The 14369-nt window shown below is 67.3% G+C and carries 11 protein-coding genes; 9 read left to right on the top strand and 2 right to left on the bottom strand.

The window, feature by feature from the left end; genetic code table 11:
- The first annotated feature begins 140 nt into the window (after nucleotides 1–140).
- The 3 genes from GRI75_RS02165 (at nucleotide 141) to bla (ending at nucleotide 3777) form a co-directional block, all read left to right on the top strand.
- Nucleotides 141–548, top strand: coding sequence for a baeRF12 domain-containing protein (locus tag GRI75_RS02165; RefSeq protein WP_160745284.1), 408 nt, complete (start codon nucleotides 141–143; stop codon nucleotides 546–548).
- Nucleotides 549–595: 47 nt separating this feature from the next.
- Nucleotides 596–2572 carry a protein-L-isoaspartate(D-aspartate) O-methyltransferase gene (locus tag GRI75_RS02160; RefSeq protein ID WP_160745283.1) on the top strand — a complete coding sequence of 659 codons (1977 nt, stop codon included), beginning with the start codon at nucleotides 596–598 and terminating at the stop codon, nucleotides 2570–2572.
- Between the two features lie 194 nt (nucleotides 2573–2766).
- Nucleotides 2767–3777, top strand: a complete 1011-nt coding sequence (gene bla, locus GRI75_RS02155; protein WP_160745282.1) for a class A beta-lactamase — start codon at nucleotides 2767–2769, stop codon at nucleotides 3775–3777.
- A 92-nt stretch (nucleotides 3778–3869) separates the two neighbouring features.
- Here bla and GRI75_RS02150 read toward each other — a convergent pair whose 3' ends face one another.
- Complete coding sequence (locus tag GRI75_RS02150) at nucleotides 3870–4139, bottom strand: hypothetical protein (RefSeq protein WP_160745281.1); 270 nt, start codon at nucleotides 4137–4139, stop codon at nucleotides 3870–3872.
- A 216-nt stretch (nucleotides 4140–4355) separates the two neighbouring features.
- Here GRI75_RS02150 and polA point away from each other — a divergent pair, with 216 nt between their 5' ends.
- Complete coding sequence (gene polA / locus GRI75_RS02145; protein WP_160745280.1) at nucleotides 4356–7211, top strand: DNA polymerase I; 2856 nt, start codon at nucleotides 4356–4358, stop codon at nucleotides 7209–7211.
- A gap of 71 nt (nucleotides 7212–7282) precedes the next feature.
- On the opposite strand, the gene GRI75_RS02140 is transcribed toward polA, so the two are convergent.
- Entirely contained in the window at nucleotides 7283–8518 is a 1236-nt protein-coding gene (locus GRI75_RS02140) for a polyhydroxyalkanoate depolymerase (protein ID WP_160745279.1), read from the bottom strand.
- A 157-nt stretch (nucleotides 8519–8675) separates the two neighbouring features.
- Here GRI75_RS02140 and GRI75_RS02135 point away from each other — a divergent pair, with 157 nt between their 5' ends.
- The 5 genes from GRI75_RS02135 (at nucleotide 8676) to GRI75_RS02115 (ending at nucleotide 14332) form a co-directional block, all read left to right on the top strand.
- Nucleotides 8676–10466 carry an ABC transporter transmembrane domain-containing protein gene (locus tag GRI75_RS02135; protein WP_160745278.1) on the top strand — a complete coding sequence of 597 codons (1791 nt, stop codon included), beginning with the start codon at nucleotides 8676–8678 and terminating at the stop codon, nucleotides 10464–10466.
- Between the two features lie 158 nt (nucleotides 10467–10624).
- Complete coding sequence (locus tag GRI75_RS02130) at nucleotides 10625–12742, top strand: M13 family metallopeptidase (RefSeq protein ID WP_160745277.1); 2118 nt, start codon at nucleotides 10625–10627, stop codon at nucleotides 12740–12742.
- Between the two features lie 63 nt (nucleotides 12743–12805).
- Nucleotides 12806–13615 (top strand): undecaprenyl-diphosphate phosphatase, encoded by an 810-nt coding sequence (locus GRI75_RS02125; RefSeq protein ID WP_160745276.1) that lies wholly within the window; start codon nucleotides 12806–12808, stop codon nucleotides 13613–13615.
- A 99-nt stretch (nucleotides 13616–13714) separates the two neighbouring features.
- Nucleotides 13715–13984, top strand: coding sequence for a hypothetical protein (locus GRI75_RS02120; protein WP_160745275.1), 270 nt, complete (start codon nucleotides 13715–13717; stop codon nucleotides 13982–13984).
- 78 nt (nucleotides 13985–14062) lie between these two features.
- Nucleotides 14063–14332 (top strand): hypothetical protein, encoded by a 270-nt coding sequence (locus GRI75_RS02115; RefSeq protein WP_202389529.1) that lies wholly within the window; start codon nucleotides 14063–14065, stop codon nucleotides 14330–14332.
- Nucleotides 14333–14369: the final 37 nt, after the last annotated feature.

Here is a 14369-nt window from a genome sequence, read left to right as displayed (position 1 = left end):
CCCCGGCCTTTCTTGTATCCGCAATCCGCTAGCGCGCAGACAATTCGCCCCCGCCAAGCGTCTCTTCGGCTTCCTTCTCGGCACCAGTCCGCTTCTCGCCCGTTAGGCTGGCGAAGGCCTACGAGAGGAGACATCCCACGATGAAAGTTTCGCCAGGCGCCCTTGTCGCGCTCGCCAACGGGGAGCGCTTCGTCCTCATGCGCAACGTCGGGCAGGCGTTCGAACCCAAGCTCCAGCGGGTCGAGGAACTCGACCTCCTGCTGACCAACTTCAGCGCCGGCGTGCGGCACCAGGATCCCGCCGGGCAACGCGCTGGCAGCACCCAGCTCGACGAGCTGGCGCACGGGGCGGCCATTGCCGAGTGGCTCAACAGCAAGGCGCTCAACGGGGATCTGGAGCCGGTGCTGATCGCCGCCGACCCGAAGACGCTGGGGCAAATCCGGCAACACTGCCACCAGCAGACCCAAAGCCGGATCATCGGCGAAATTGCCAAGGACCTGATCAACCAGCCGCTGGAGTCGATCGAGCGAGTCATCGCCGACTCCTGACCGGCGATGCCTTGCGCCGGTCTCGCCGGCCCAAGAGGAGGCACGCCATGTCGTCGCACCAGGAACAGCGAACGCGGATGGTGGAACGCCATCTGCGCTCGCGCGGCATCACCAATCCGGACATCCTCGCGGCCATGGGTGAAGTCCCGCGCGAGGACTTCGTGCCGGAGGAGATGCGCGAGTTCGCCTACGAGGACGGGCCCCTGCCGATCGGCGAGGGGCAGACGATCTCCCAGCCCTACATCGTCGCGCTGATGATCGACGCGGCCGACGTCGCGCCCGGCGGCCGGGTGCTGGAGGTCGGCGCAGGCTCCGGCTACGCGGCAGCGGTCATGTCGCGGATCGCCGGCGAGGTCTTCTCGATCGAGCGGCACGAGCCCCTCGCTAAAGCAGCGGCGGAACGGATCGACCGCCTCGGCTACGACAACGTCTCGATCATCGCCGGCGACGGCACGAAGGGCATGCCGGACGAAGCGCCGTTCGACGCCATTCTCGTCGCGGCCGGCGGCGACAAAGTGCCGGAACCGCTGAAGCGGCAACTCGCCGTCGGCGGCCGGCTGGTCGTACCCGTAGGCGGAGAGGACGTGCAGACGCTGCTCTGCATCACCCGCACCGGCGAGAACGATTGGTCCGAGCACGATCTCGGCGGCGTGCGCTTCGTGCCGCTGATCGGCGCCTTCGGCAGGTACGAGAACGGCAGCCGGGCGGCCACCAACCACCAGCCGGCGCGCGAGCTGAGCCTGCCCGAGTGCATTGCCGAGGCAGCCGAGCCTCTGCCCGACCTAATCTCCGAAGACTTCGCCGCCGCCTTCGACCGCTTCGCCGACCGCCGGGTGGTGCTGCTGGGCGAAGCCAGTCACGGCACCCACGAGTTCTATGCCGCCCGCGCGGCGATCACCAAGCGCTTCGTCGAACGGCATGGCTTCACCATCGTCGCCGCCGAAGCCGACTGGCCCGACGCCGCGGTGCTCGACCGGCACATCCGCCACCAGCATCCGCGCGAAGGCGCCCCGCGGCCGTTCGAGCGCTTCCCCACCTGGATGTGGCGCAATCCTGTCATCGCCCGGCTGATGCACGACCTGCACGCGCTCAACCGCGGCCGCGATCCGAAGGACATGGCCGGGTTCTACGGCCTCGACATCTACAACATGTCCAGCTCGATCGAAGCCGTCCTGGCCTATCTCGACGAGCACGACCCGCAAGCCGCCGCGGTCGCCCGCGAGCGCTACGGCTGCCTCACGCCGTGGCAGGCCGAACCCTCCACCTACGGCCGCGCCGCCCTCTCGCGGGGCTATGCGGAGTGCGAGCAGCAAGTCATCGCCGAGTGCCGCGACCTGCTCGAGCGGGCGCTCGAAGGCGACGGCGGCATGTTCGGCGCAGCGATGAATGCGCGGCTGGTCGCCTCGGCCGAACGCTACTACCGGATCATGTACTATGGCGGCGCGGAGAGCTGGAACTTGCGCGACAGCCACATGGCCGACACCCTCGACCACTTGCTCGAACACCGCGGACCGGATTCGAAGGCGCTGGTCTGGGCCCACAACAGCCACATCGGCGACGCGAGCGCGACCGAGATGGGCCGCGTTCGCGGGGAGCACAACATCGGCCAGCTCGTCCGCGAGCGGTGGGGAGACCAGGCGGCGCTGATCGGGTTCGGCACCCATACCGGCACCGTCACCGCTGCGACCGACTGGGACGGCGACCACGAGACCAAGCGCGTGCTGCCCTCGCGCAGCGATTCCTACGAGCGGGCCTGCCATGACAGCGGCGTCGAACGCTTCCTGCTGGACCTGACGCCCGGGCTGCACGAGGGGCTGCGCCGGCGCCTGGCCGAACCGCGGCTCGAACGCTTCATCGGCGTGATCTATCGCCCCGAAACCGAGCGCTGGAGCCATTACAGCGAAGCGATCCTGTCCGAGCAATTCGAAGCTTTCGTCTGGTTCGACGAGACCACCGCGTTGCGCCCGCTCACCGCGCACGAACCGCACGAAGGCGTGCCCGACACCTTCCCGTTCGGCATCTGAGCGCCGCCGCCACGCCATTCCTCGCGCTCTGCGCAAGCAGGCAATCCTCGCCAAACGGCCTTTCGAACAGGTAAACTGCGGCGTGCCGACTCGGTCTGCCTGTCCGTAACGCTCGCTTCGTCGCGCGGATTCTTGTTCGGTTCAGGTTTCCCGGGTTAACCATTCCGAAGGACTGGACGGGGTAGCCTCAGCACATGACCATCTTACGGATCGCAAGAGTTCTCGCTCCCATCGCCCTGGCGTTTGCCGCAGTCGCTCCGGCGCAGGCCAACGACACTCTCGAAGCCAGTTTCGACCAGGTCATCGGCACCGAAAGCCGCACGCCGCGCGATTTCACGCCCGAATATTCGAGCATGTTCGAACGCCAGATTGCCCAGCTGGCCGACGGTTCGGCCGGGCGCATCGGCGTGGCGGCGATAGACCTTTCGACCGGGCGGGAGATCGCCGTTCTCGGCGATCAGCGCTTCCCGATGGCCAGCACCAGCAAGATCGCCATAGCCGCGACTTATCTGGAAGGCGTCGACAAAGGGCGCTGGACGCTGACCCGCGAATGGCCGCTGATGGTCCCGGTCAGCTCGCGGCCGTTCTCGACCGCGACGGCCCCGGTGGTCCCCGGGCAACACATGTCGGCCCGCCAGCTGATCGACCTGATGATCACCCGCAGTTCCAATCCGGCGACCGACGCGATGCTCGCCGCCGTGGGCGGCCCGGCCGCCGTGAACGACTGGGCGCGCCGTGCCGGGATCGCCAACTTCAACCTCACCCGCGACATCGCCACCCTTGTGCGCGACGACGGGGAGTACGATCCCGCCACTTACGTCGACATCCGCGACAGCGCGACTCCCCGTGACATGGTCAAGCTGCTCAGCGGCCTTTACCAAGGCCGGTGGCTCAGCGCCTCCAGCCGTCAGGTCCTGATCGGCGCGATGGAACGCTGCCGCACCGGGACACGCCGCATCCCGGCGCTGATGCCGGAGCGGGTGACCGTGGCGCACAAGACCGGTTCGCTCAACAATACGTCCAGCGACGTGGGCATCCTCACCGCGCCTGACGGCCGCACGATCGCCGTGGCGATCTACGTCACCGGGCAAGGGTCGAAGGCACGGCGCGAAGCCAAGATCGCCAGCATCGCCCGCGCGATCTACGATGGCTATGTTGCCCAGCCGGCGCAGTCCGGGCAGGTCTGGGCTAACGCCAACTACTGACCTTCGCCGCCCAAACCGGCGCGGAAACCAGGCAACAAAAAAGGGCGCGGCCGATGCGGCCACGCCCTTCCTTGTTCGGTTTGAAACCGAGATTAGTCAGCAGCAGCTTCGGTCGTGGTCTCGGCCTGCACGTCGGCTTCGACTTCGGTGCCAGCAGCGTCAACGTCGGCAGCAGCTTCGTCGGTCGCGACAGCGGCGTCGGTAGCGGTCTCGTCAACAACTTCGCCAGCGGCGTCCATGTTGGTCTCGGCGTCGGCCATCGCCGAATCAGCGGTCTCGCCAGCGGCGTCTTCGGTGTTCTCCGAGCAAGCGGCGAGCGAAAGGCCGGCAACGGCGGCAGCAACGAGGATGATCTTGCGCATGTTTGGTATCCTTAACAGCGAGTAAGTGAGCGCGCCTGCAGGGCTCCCCCGGCGCGCGAAACCGGCCCGGGGGCTAGTTCCGAGCTGGTAAATAGTGGCGGCTTTGTGGCAGTGCAAGCGAATTGTGGCAACGCTTGCCACAATTGGGGCAGCGTGATGCCCGGTTCAGGGCGAAAGCGGCTGACCTGATCGGCCGGCGCTGCTACCAGCCCTGTCATGTCGGACAAGCAGCATCTCTACCTGGTCGATGGATCGGCCTACATCTTTCGCGCCTACCACCGGCTGCCGCCGCTGACCAACCCCCAGGGCACCCCGGTCGGCGCGGTCTACGGCTACACCACGATGCTGTGGAAGCTCGCGGAGGACCTGCACAAGGCCGATGGGCCGACGCACCTGGCGGTGATCCTGGACAAGGGCAGCCACAGCTTCCGCAACGATCTCTACGACCAGTACAAGGCCAACCGGCCGGAGCCGCCGGAAGACCTGATCCCGCAGTTCCCGCTGATCCGGGAAGCCACGCGCGCCTTCTCCTTGCCCTGCATCGAGGAAGAAGGCCTGGAGGCCGACGACCTGATCGCTTCCTATGCCCGCGAAGCCACCCGGCGCGGGTGGGACGTGACGATCGTCTCCTCCGACAAGGACCTGATGCAGCTCGTCGGCAAATGCGGGGAGCCGCACGACGGGGTCGAGGGGGGCTGCATCGACATGCTGGACACAATGAAGAACCAGCGCATCGACATCCCCGAGGTGATCGAGAAGTTCGGCGTGCCGCCGGAGCTGGTCGGCGATGTCCTCGCGCTGATGGGCGACAGCGTGGACAACGTGCCCGGCATCTTCGGCATCGGCCCCAAGACCGCCAGCAAGCTGATCCAGGAACACGGCTCGCTCACCGCCGCGCTCGACGCGGCACCGGCGATGAAGCCGTCCAAGCTGCGCGAACGGCTGATCGAAGGACGGGCGATGGCGGAGCTCAGCCGGGTGCTGGTCCAGCTCAAGGAAGACTGCCCGCTGCCGATGACGCTGGACGAGTTCAAGCTCAACACGGTGCCCAAGGAGCCGCTGGCCGAATTCCTCGCCGCCCACGGCTTCACCAGCCTGCTGCGTAGGCTCGACGCCGGCGGCGGCAGCCCCGAGCGCGCGACGAACCTCAACCCGGCGAAGCAGGGCACCCCGAGCGCCCCTGCCGCGCCGCAAGGAAGCCGCCAGCCGCTTCCCGAATGGCCGGCCATCGACCGCTCGGCATACGAATGCGTGCAAACGAGCGAGCGGCTCCGGCACTGGATCGAACGCGCCTTCGCCGCGCGCGCCGTGGCGATCGACACCGAAACCAGTTCGATCGACGCGATGCGCGCCGAGCTTGCCGGCATCAGTCTGGCGCTGGGCCCGAACGACGCCTGCTACATCCCGCTTGGCCACGGCGGCAGCGACATGTTCGCCGAACGGCCCCTGCAGGTCGACCGCGACGAGGCGCTCGCGCTGCTGAAGCCGCTGCTGGAAAGCGACGCGGTGCTCAAGATCGGGCAGAACATCAAATACGACATCAACATCCTCGCCCGGAACGGCATCGCTCTGGCTCCGATCGACGATACGATGATCATCAGCTTCGCCCTCGACGCCGGGCGTTCGCTCGACGGCATCGGCGGCGGCCACGGCATGGACGAGCTCAGCCAGCGCCACCTCGGCCACGCCACGCTGACCTTCAAGGACATCTGCGGCACCGGCAAGAAGCAGATCCCCTTCGGCGAAGTGCCGGTGGAGCGGGCGACGGAATATGCCGCCGAGGACGCTGACGTGACCTGGCGCCTCCACAAGCACCTCAAGCCGCGCCTGGCCATCGAGGGCGGTACGCGGATCTACGAGCGCGTCGAACGTCCGCTGATCCCGGTCGTGGCGGCAATGGAGCGCAACGGCATCAAGGTCGACCGCGCCCGGCTGGCTAGGCTCTCGGAGGAGTTCGCCGGCGAGATCGCCCGCATCGAGCAGGAAATCTGGGATTGCTGCGGGGAGCAGTTCACCGTCGGCAGCCCACAGCAACTCGGCAAGATCCTGTTCGAGAAGATGGGCTACAAAGGCGGGCGCAAAGGCAAGAGCGGCCAGTACTCGACCGACCAGGCGATCCTCGAAGGCCTCGCCGCCCAAGGCGCGGAAGTGGCGCAGAAGGTGCTCGATTGGCGCCAGGTGGCCAAGCTCAAGTCGACTTACACCGATGCTTTGCAGACCGCGATCAACCCGGCGACGGGCCGCGTGCACACCAGCTACTCGCTGGTCGGCGCACAGACCGGGCGGCTCAGCTCGACCGATCCGAACTTGCAGAACATCCCGATCCGCACCGCGATCGGCCGACAAATCCGCGAGGCATTCGTGCCCGAGGAGGGCATGGTCCTGCTCGCCGCAGACTACTCGCAGATCGAGCTGCGCCTCGCCGCGCACATGGCCGACGTGCCGGCGCTGAAGGAAGCGTTCCGCGCCGGCGAGGACATCCACGCCCGCACCGCGCGGGAGATGTACGGCGAAGTCACTCGCGACACCCGCGCACAGGCCAAGACGATCAACTTCGCGATCCTTTACGGCATCTCCCGCTGGGGCCTGGGCGGGCGGCTGGGCATCGAGGCGGACGAGGCGCAGGCCGTGATCGACCGCTATTTCGATCGCTTTCCCGGCATCCGCAACTACATCCACGCGACGCTCGAGACCGTGCGCGAGCGCGGCTATTCGGAGACGCTGTTCGGGCGCAAGACCTGGTTCCCGCGGATCAACTCCCGCAACCAGGCCGAACGCCAGGGCAGCGAGCGCGCGGCGATCAACGCACCGATCCAGGGCACCAGCGCCGACATCATCAAGCGGGCCATGGCGCGCATGCTGCCGGCGCTCTCGTCCGCCGGCCTCGGGCACGTGAAGATGCTGCTGCAAGTCCACGACGAACTGGTGTTCGAACTTCCGCAGGCGGACGTACCCGCCGCCTCGGCGGTGATCGAGCGGGTCATGGCCGACGCCGCCCTGCCCGCGGTCGAGCTGGACGTCCCGCTCGGAATCGAGATCGGCCATGGCCACAGCTGGGACGCCGCCCACTAGCGAAGCGCGACCGCAGGGCGCCGCGCCTAAGCCCCCTCCTCTTCAGAGGAGGGGGTTGGGGGTGGAGGACATCAGCGCGGTTTGGCGCCGGAGTGAGCGCGGATCCAGTCCTCGACCACAGGGGCGATGCGGGTGCGCCATTTGCTGCCGTTGAAGATGCCGTAATGGCCGACGCCTTTGGCCAAGTGGTACTTCTTCCTCTCGGGCGGCAGGTGCTCGGCAAGGTCGAGCGCGGCACGGGTCTGACCGATGCCGGAGATGTCGTCGCGCTCCCCCTCGATCGCCAGCAGCGCGGTGTCCCGGATCGCATCGGGGTCGATCGGCTTGCCACGGTGAACGAACTCGCCCTTCGGCAGCGAGTGCTTCTGGAACACCTGCTCGATCGTCTCGAGGTAGAATTCCGCCGTCATGTCGCAGACCGAGAGGTACTCGTCGTAGAACGCCTTGGTCGCCGCGGCGCTTTCGGTGTCGCCGAGGGTCAGGTGTTTGAACATCTCGTAGTGGCTCATCATGTGGCTCTCGAGGTTCATCGAGAGGAAGCCGGCGAGCTGCAGGAACCCTGGGTAGACCTTCCGCCCGGCGCCGGGATAATTCATCGGCACCGTGGCAATCACGTTGTTGCGGAACCAGGACAGCGGCCGATCCATCGCCACGTCGTTCACGCTGGTCGGGCTGGCGCGGGTGTCGACCGGGCCGCCCATCATCGTCAGCGTCGCCGGGCGGCACGGGTCCTTCTCCGCGCCCATGATCGCCGCGGCGGCGAAGGCCGGCACGGAAGGCTGGCACACCGCCAGCACGTGCGTGCCGGGGCCGATGAACTGGAGAAACTCGATCAGATAATCGATGTAGTCGTCGAGATCGAAGTGACCTTCGGATAGCGGCACCATCTTCGCGTCGGCCCAGTCGGTGATCCAGACCTCGTGGTTCTCGACCATCCGCCGGACGGTCCCACGCAGCAGCGTGGCGTAATGTCCGCTCATCGGTGCGACGATCAGCAGCCTGGGCGCGTCGTCCGGCAGCTCGGCGCGGCGGAAGCGCCGCAGGCCGCCGAAGGGCTTCTCGAACACCACGTCCTCGCTCACGGGATGGCGTTCGCCGCCGGCCTCAACCCAGTCGATCCCGAACTCCGGCTTGCCGCGCTGCTCGTAGACGTGGGCGAAGACCTCCAGCGCGCTGGCGACCATCGGGCCGAGCCCGAAGTACCCGCCCGGCAGGGCCGGATTGGTCAGCGCCCTGGCGCCGATCGCGGCCCAGTCGCTGGCGCCGGCCCACAGCGAGCGCTGGAATTCATAGGCGTGATAGAGCAACCCGCTATCCCTAAGTAGCGCCGCCGGCTCGGTCTGGCGGCACCGTCAAGATGGTGGCAACCGCGCTATTGTGCAATGCGGCATAAGCGTGCGCCCGCGCAATCTCCACCGATCCAGACCATTGCCAGTAGGCGGCGCAGGGCCTAGTCGGCGCGCCATGGCCCGCAGCCCTCAGCACGCCGACGTAGCGCCCGCCGACAACCTGGGGCCGCTGGCGATGATCTTCCGCGCCGCGGCACGTTACCCGCGGCTCATGGCGCTGGCGCTGCTCGCTCTCACGGTGACCGCCGCGGCCACCCTGGCGATCCCTTCCGGCTTCAAGCTGATCATCGACCGCGGCTTCACGCAAGGCAGCGATCCGGCCGAGATCGGCCGCTGGTTCCGCTATCTCCTGCTGATCGTGGTCGTCCTGGCGATCGGCACGGGCAGCCGGTACTATTTCGTCAGCCTGCTGGGCGAACGCGTGGTCGCCGACATCCGCCTGGCCGTGCAGCGCAACCTGCTGCACCTCTCCCCCGGGTTCTTCGAGGAGAACAGCCCGAAGGAAATCTCCTCGCGGATGACCGCCGATACGGCGCAGATCGAACATGTCGTCGGCACGACCATCTCGGTTGCGCTGCGCAATGCCATCATGGTCGTCGGCGGGACCGGCTATCTCCTCTATCTCGCGCCGCTGCTGACCGCCTACCTGGTCGGCGTGGTGGTGATCGTGATCCCGCTGATGGCGCTGTTCGGCCGCCGGGTCCGCAACGTCTCCCGCGAGAGCCAGGACCGCGTGGCCGATGTGGGAGCGATGGTCTCCGAAGTGCTCGGGGCGATGAAGATCGTCCAGGGCTTCAACCAGGAAGAGCGCGAGCAGCGGCGCTTCGCCGATGCCGTCGAGCGGACCTTCGCCACCGCGCGCAAGCGCATCGTCCTGCGCGCTTCGATGACGGTGGTGGTGATCGCCTTCATCTTCGGTTCGATCACCCTGCTGATGTGGCGCGGCGCGATCCAGGTCGCCGAAGGGACGCTGTCCGGCGGCACGATCGCCGCTTTCGTGCTGACGGGCGTGATCGTGGCCGGCGCATTCGGCGCGCTGACCGAAGTCTACGGCGACTTGCTGCGCGGCGCCGGTGCGGCCAGCCGGCTGAACGAACTGCTGCACACCCGTCCAGAAATCGCCCCGCCGGCCCGGCCGCAGGCACTGCCGCAGCCGCCGCGCGGCAGCCTGTCGTTCGACCACGTCACGTTCCGCTATCCCACGCGGCCGGAGATTGCGGCTGTCAGCGATTTCACTCTGACCGTGGAGCCGGGCGAGACGGTCGCCATCGTCGGCCCTTCGGGCGCCGGCAAGTCGACCATCTTCCAACTGGCCGAGCGGTTCTACGATCCGCAACTCGGCACAATCCGCATCGACGGCGTGCCGCTGACCAGTGCCGACCCGGCCGAGATCCGCCGGCGAATGGCGCTCGTCCCGCAGGAAGGGACGCTCTTCGCTGCCAGCGCGCGGGACAACTTGCGCTACGGCGAGTGGGACGCGAGCGAGGAGGCGATCTGGGAAGCGGCGCGGGCGGCCAACGCCGCGGAGTTCCTCGAAGCCCTGCCGCAGGGGCTCGACACGTTCCTGGGCGAAGGCGGCGCGCGGCTTTCGGGCGGGCAGCGCCAGCGGGTGGCGATCGCCCGCGCCCTTCTGCGCGATGCGCCGATCCTGCTGCTCGACGAAGCGACCAGCGCGCTCGACGCCGAGAGCGAGCGGCTGGTGCAGGAGGCGCTCGAACGGCTGATGAAGGACCGCACGACGCTGGTCATCGCCCACCGCCTGGCCACTGTGCGCGCGGCCGACCGCATCGTGGTGATGGACGGCGGCCGCGTGGTCGAGGAAGGCACCCATGCCCAGTTGCAGGCGGCCGGCGGGCTCTACGCCCGGCTCGCGTCCCTGCAGTTCCAGGACGTCGAAGCCGCCTGAGCGCGCTTGACTGCGCCGCCTCAGCTTGCATTAATCGATCAGGTATCAACTGAAACCGACGAACGGCGCACTGCATGCCGGCGTTTCGGCTATCTGAGAAGCCATCGTCTTCACTGGCGCCGCAGCACGCGGGCGCTCTAGCGAACCAGGGACTGTTCATGATCCGAACGATTTTCAAGCTTACCGCTTCCGCGGCGGTGCTCGCACTCGCCATTCCCGCAGCGGCGCAGGATGCGGAACGTGCGCCCACGCCGACGATGGACTTCGGCACCTGGGGCTTCGACCCCAAGGCTCTCGACCCGGCGGTCGACCCGGGTGACGACTTCTTCGCTTATGCCAACGGCAAGTGGGTGCGCGAGAACCCGATCCCGGCGGAATACACCCGGTTCGGCGCGTTCAACATCCTGCGTGAGAAGTCGACTGCCGACGTGGAGGCGCTGGTTGCCGATCTCGTAGCGTCGAACCCTGCCCCGGGCTCGAAGGAGCGGCGGATCGTCGATGCCTACCAGTCGTTCCTCGACACCGCGGCGATCGACGCGGCGGGTCTCGCCCCGGCGCAGCCCTACCTGCAGAAGATCTTCCAGGCGCCCGACCTGGAAGGGCTCGTCACCCTGTTTGCCGAGCCGGGCATCCCGTCGCTCGTTGCAGCCGGGGTCACGGTCGATTCCAAGGATCCGAATCGCTACATCGTCAGCGTCGGGTTCGACGGGATGGGGCTGCCTGATCGCGACTATTACCTGGTCGACAGCGAGCGCAACCTGGAGATCCGGGAGCGCTACAAGCAATACCTCGCGTCGATGCTCGGCAAGGCCGGTTACCAGGAGCCCGAGGCGACGGCCGAGGCGGTCTATGCCTTCGAGCGCCAAGTGGCCGAGCTGGAGTGGGACCGCACCGCGCTGCGCAACCGCGACATCACTTACAACAAGCTGACCCGGGCGGAGATGCTGGCTCTGGCGCCGCAGTTCCCGGCCGCCCGCCTGCTGGAAGCGGCGCAGTTCGGCCAGGTCGACGAGTTCCTGGTCTCGCAGATTCCGCCGACGGCGCAGGAGGTCGAGGAATACGGCCTTACGCCGGAGGCCCTGGCGGGGATCGGCGGTGGCGCCCCGGCGATGATGAAGCTGCTCACCGAAACGCCGCTGGCCACGGTCAAGGCGTTCATGGCTGCGCGGTTCCTAAGCGAACACGCCTCCGTCCTGCCGAGCGAGATCGACGAGGCGAACTTCGCCTTTTACGGCAAGTTCCTGCAGGGCCAGGAAGAGCAGCGCCCGCGCTGGAAGCGGGCAATCGACGCGACCGAAGGCCAACTCGGGGAGCAGCTCGGCGCGATCTATGCGGAGCGCTATTTCCCGGCCGAGAGCAAGGCGGCGATGGACGAACTCGTCGCCAACTTGCGCAAGGCCCTGGCCGCCAGTCTCGAAGAGAACGACTGGATGACCGAGGCGACCAAGAAGCAGGCCATGGCCAAGCTCGACTCCTTCGTTCCGAAGGTCGGTTATCCGGACGAGTTCGAGACCTACGAGGGCCTCGAGATCGTGAACGGCGATGCACTGGGCAACCGCGTCCGGGCGATCGCCTGGGAGACGGAGGACAACCGCTCGAAGCTCGGGCAGCCGGTCGACCGCACCGAGTGGCACATGCTGCCGCAGACGGTGAACGCGTACTATAACCCGGTGTTCAACGAGATCGTGTTCCCGGCCGGCATCCTGCAGCAGCCGTTCTTCGGGGCAAGCGCCGATCCCGCGGTCAACTACGGCGGCATCGGCGCGGTGATCGGGCACGAGATCGGCCACGGTTTCGACGACCAGGGATCGAAGTACGATCACACCGGCGCGTTGAAGAACTGGTGGGCCGATGCCGACCGCAAGCAGTTCGAAGCCCTGGCCGACAAGCTGGCCGCCCAGTACGACACGTACTGCCCCTACGACGAGGGCAAGACCTGCGTGAACGGCCGCTTCACGCTCGGCGAGAACATCGGCGACGTCGGCGGGCTGAGCATGGCCTACCGCGCCTACCGCATGTCGCTGAACGGCAAGGAGGCACCGGTGCTCGACGGGCTGACCGGCGACCAGCGCTTCTTCCTCGCCTGGGCGCAAGTCTGGCGCTCGGCGCAGCGCGAATCGGCCGGGCGCCAGCGGCTGCTGACCGATCCGCACAGCCCGGAGGAGTTCCGCACCAACGGCGCCGTGCGCAACCACGATGCCTGGTACAAGGCCTTCAACGTCACGCCTGGCGACGATCTCTACCTGCCGCCGGAAGAGCGCGTCCGCATCTGGTAACGGCAGCGGCGGGGCGGCAGGTTCACTTGACTTCGCCGCCCCGCCCGCCAAGACCGGCGCGGCATGGACACCACACTGACCGCCGTCCTCCTCGGTATCCTCGAGGGGCTCACCGAATTCCTGCCAGTATCCTCGACCGGGCACCTGATCCTGGCCCAGGCTTTCTTCGGCTACGATCCGGCGCAGTGGCGGCAGTTCAACATCGTCATCCAGCTCGGCGCGATCCTCGCGGTCGTGGTGAACTACTGGTCGGTGTTCTGGGGGATGGGCACAGGCCTGCTGCGGGGTGAGCGGCGCTCGCTCCTGTTCGTCCGCAATATCCTGCTCGCGTTCGTTCCCGCGGCGGTCATCGGACTGATCGCGAAAGACGCGATCGACGTGATGCTCGGCAGCCCCGCGGTGGTGGCCAGCGCGCTCGTGATCGGCGGCGCGCTGATCCTGTTCCTGGAGCGGACGGTCAGGCACGACGAGGAAGTCGGCGTGGCCGAACTTCCGATGCGCACGGCGCTGGCGATCGGGTTCGCGCAGTGCCTGGCCATGATCCCCGGCACGAGCCGTTCGGCCGCCACGATCCTTGGCGCCCTGGCAATGGGCGTCGGCCGCAAGACCGCGGCGGAGTTCTCGTTCTTCCTGGCGGTGCCGACGATGCTGGGCGCGGCGACGGTCAAGATCCTGGACGAGCCGACCCTGCTCGCCGGTGAGGCGGCTATTTCGTGGACCGAGATCGCGCTCGGCTTCGGCGCCGCCTTCCTCACCGCACTGCTCGTGATCCGCGCGTTCGTGGCTTATGTCAGCCGGCACGGCTTCGCCCCGTTCGCTTGGTACCGCATCGTTCTCGGCGGCGCGGCGCTCGCCTGGCTCGCTCTGGGCTGACCCATGCGCGGGCCGCTGCAACTTCGGCTCGACGCAAGGCTGGAACAAACCAGCCGCTGCTGCTTTGTAAGCCCTAATCGGGCTCTCAGGGACGTGGGAATGAGCGTATTGTTAATGATCGTCGTCGGGGCCGTGCTCGGCTGGGTGATGACGGTCATTCTGCAGATCCAGGGCTCGCGGGGCGCTCTGACGAATATCGCAGGCGGTGTCGCCGGCGCGTTGCTGGCGGGCCTGTTGCTCGGGCCCTTGCTGGGCCGTGCAGCCCTCTGGGCGGGCGAGTACCGCTTGGGATCGCTGCTTCTGCCGCTGCTCGGAGCGGCCGTTCTGGTCGTGGCACTCAACCTGCTGCACAAACGCCCGGTACGGTGATATACCTATCCGGGGCGCATGTTTTACAAGGAGGGACGGCGGGAGAGTTCGCCTGTCCGAACACAAAGGGGAAGTAGTATGAAGAAGATCATTGCTATGTCGTCGGCTATTGCGCTCGGTCTCGGTCTCGCCGCTTGCGACAGCGGTGCAGAGGATGCAGCCGAAGAGCAGACCGAAGTGGTCGAGGAACAGGCCGACACCATGGAAGACGCCGGCCAGATCACCGACGAGCAGGCCGACGCCATGGTAGACCAGGCCGAAACCGCCGAGGACACTGCCGAGGAAGGTGCCGAAGCCGGCGCCACGACCGAGACGACCACCGAAACCACGACCGAAGAAACGATGTAAGCATCGTATCGTCTGAGTTCGAAGAGCCGGTCCGGGA

The organism is Croceibacterium soli, from assembly GCF_009828065.1.
In the GTDB taxonomy this organism is placed as follows: domain Bacteria; phylum Pseudomonadota; class Alphaproteobacteria; order Sphingomonadales; family Sphingomonadaceae; genus Croceibacterium_B; species Croceibacterium_B soli.
The sequence above is the reverse complement of the archived record's forward strand: the minus strand, read 5'-3'. Positions and strand labels throughout refer to the sequence as shown.

What these genes read in the sequence shown, in the direction of transcription:
- GRI75_RS02115 (WP_202389529.1), top strand. Translation starts at nt 14,063, where the DNA reads ATGAAGAAGATCATTGCTATGTCGTCGGCTATTGCGCTCGGTCTCGGT.
- GRI75_RS02160 (WP_160745283.1), top strand. Translation starts at nt 596, where the DNA reads ATGTCGTCGCACCAGGAACAGCGAACGCGGATGGTGGAACGCCATCTG.
- GRI75_RS02135 (WP_160745278.1), top strand. Translation starts at nt 8,676, where the DNA reads ATGGCCCGCAGCCCTCAGCACGCCGACGTAGCGCCCGCCGACAACCTG.
- GRI75_RS02125 (WP_160745276.1), top strand. Translation starts at nt 12,806, where the DNA reads ATGGACACCACACTGACCGCCGTCCTCCTCGGTATCCTCGAGGGGCTC.
- bla (WP_160745282.1), top strand. Translation starts at nt 2,767, where the DNA reads ATGACCATCTTACGGATCGCAAGAGTTCTCGCTCCCATCGCCCTGGCG.
- GRI75_RS02165 (WP_160745284.1), top strand. Translation starts at nt 141, where the DNA reads ATGAAAGTTTCGCCAGGCGCCCTTGTCGCGCTCGCCAACGGGGAGCGC.
- GRI75_RS02150 (WP_160745281.1), bottom strand. Translation starts at nt 4,139, where the DNA reads ATGCGCAAGATCATCCTCGTTGCTGCCGCCGTTGCCGGCCTTTCGCTC.
- GRI75_RS02130 (WP_160745277.1), top strand. Translation starts at nt 10,625, where the DNA reads ATGATCCGAACGATTTTCAAGCTTACCGCTTCCGCGGCGGTGCTCGCA.
- GRI75_RS02120 (WP_160745275.1), top strand. Translation starts at nt 13,715, where the DNA reads ATGAGCGTATTGTTAATGATCGTCGTCGGGGCCGTGCTCGGCTGGGTG.
- polA (WP_160745280.1), top strand. Translation starts at nt 4,356, where the DNA reads ATGTCGGACAAGCAGCATCTCTACCTGGTCGATGGATCGGCCTACATC.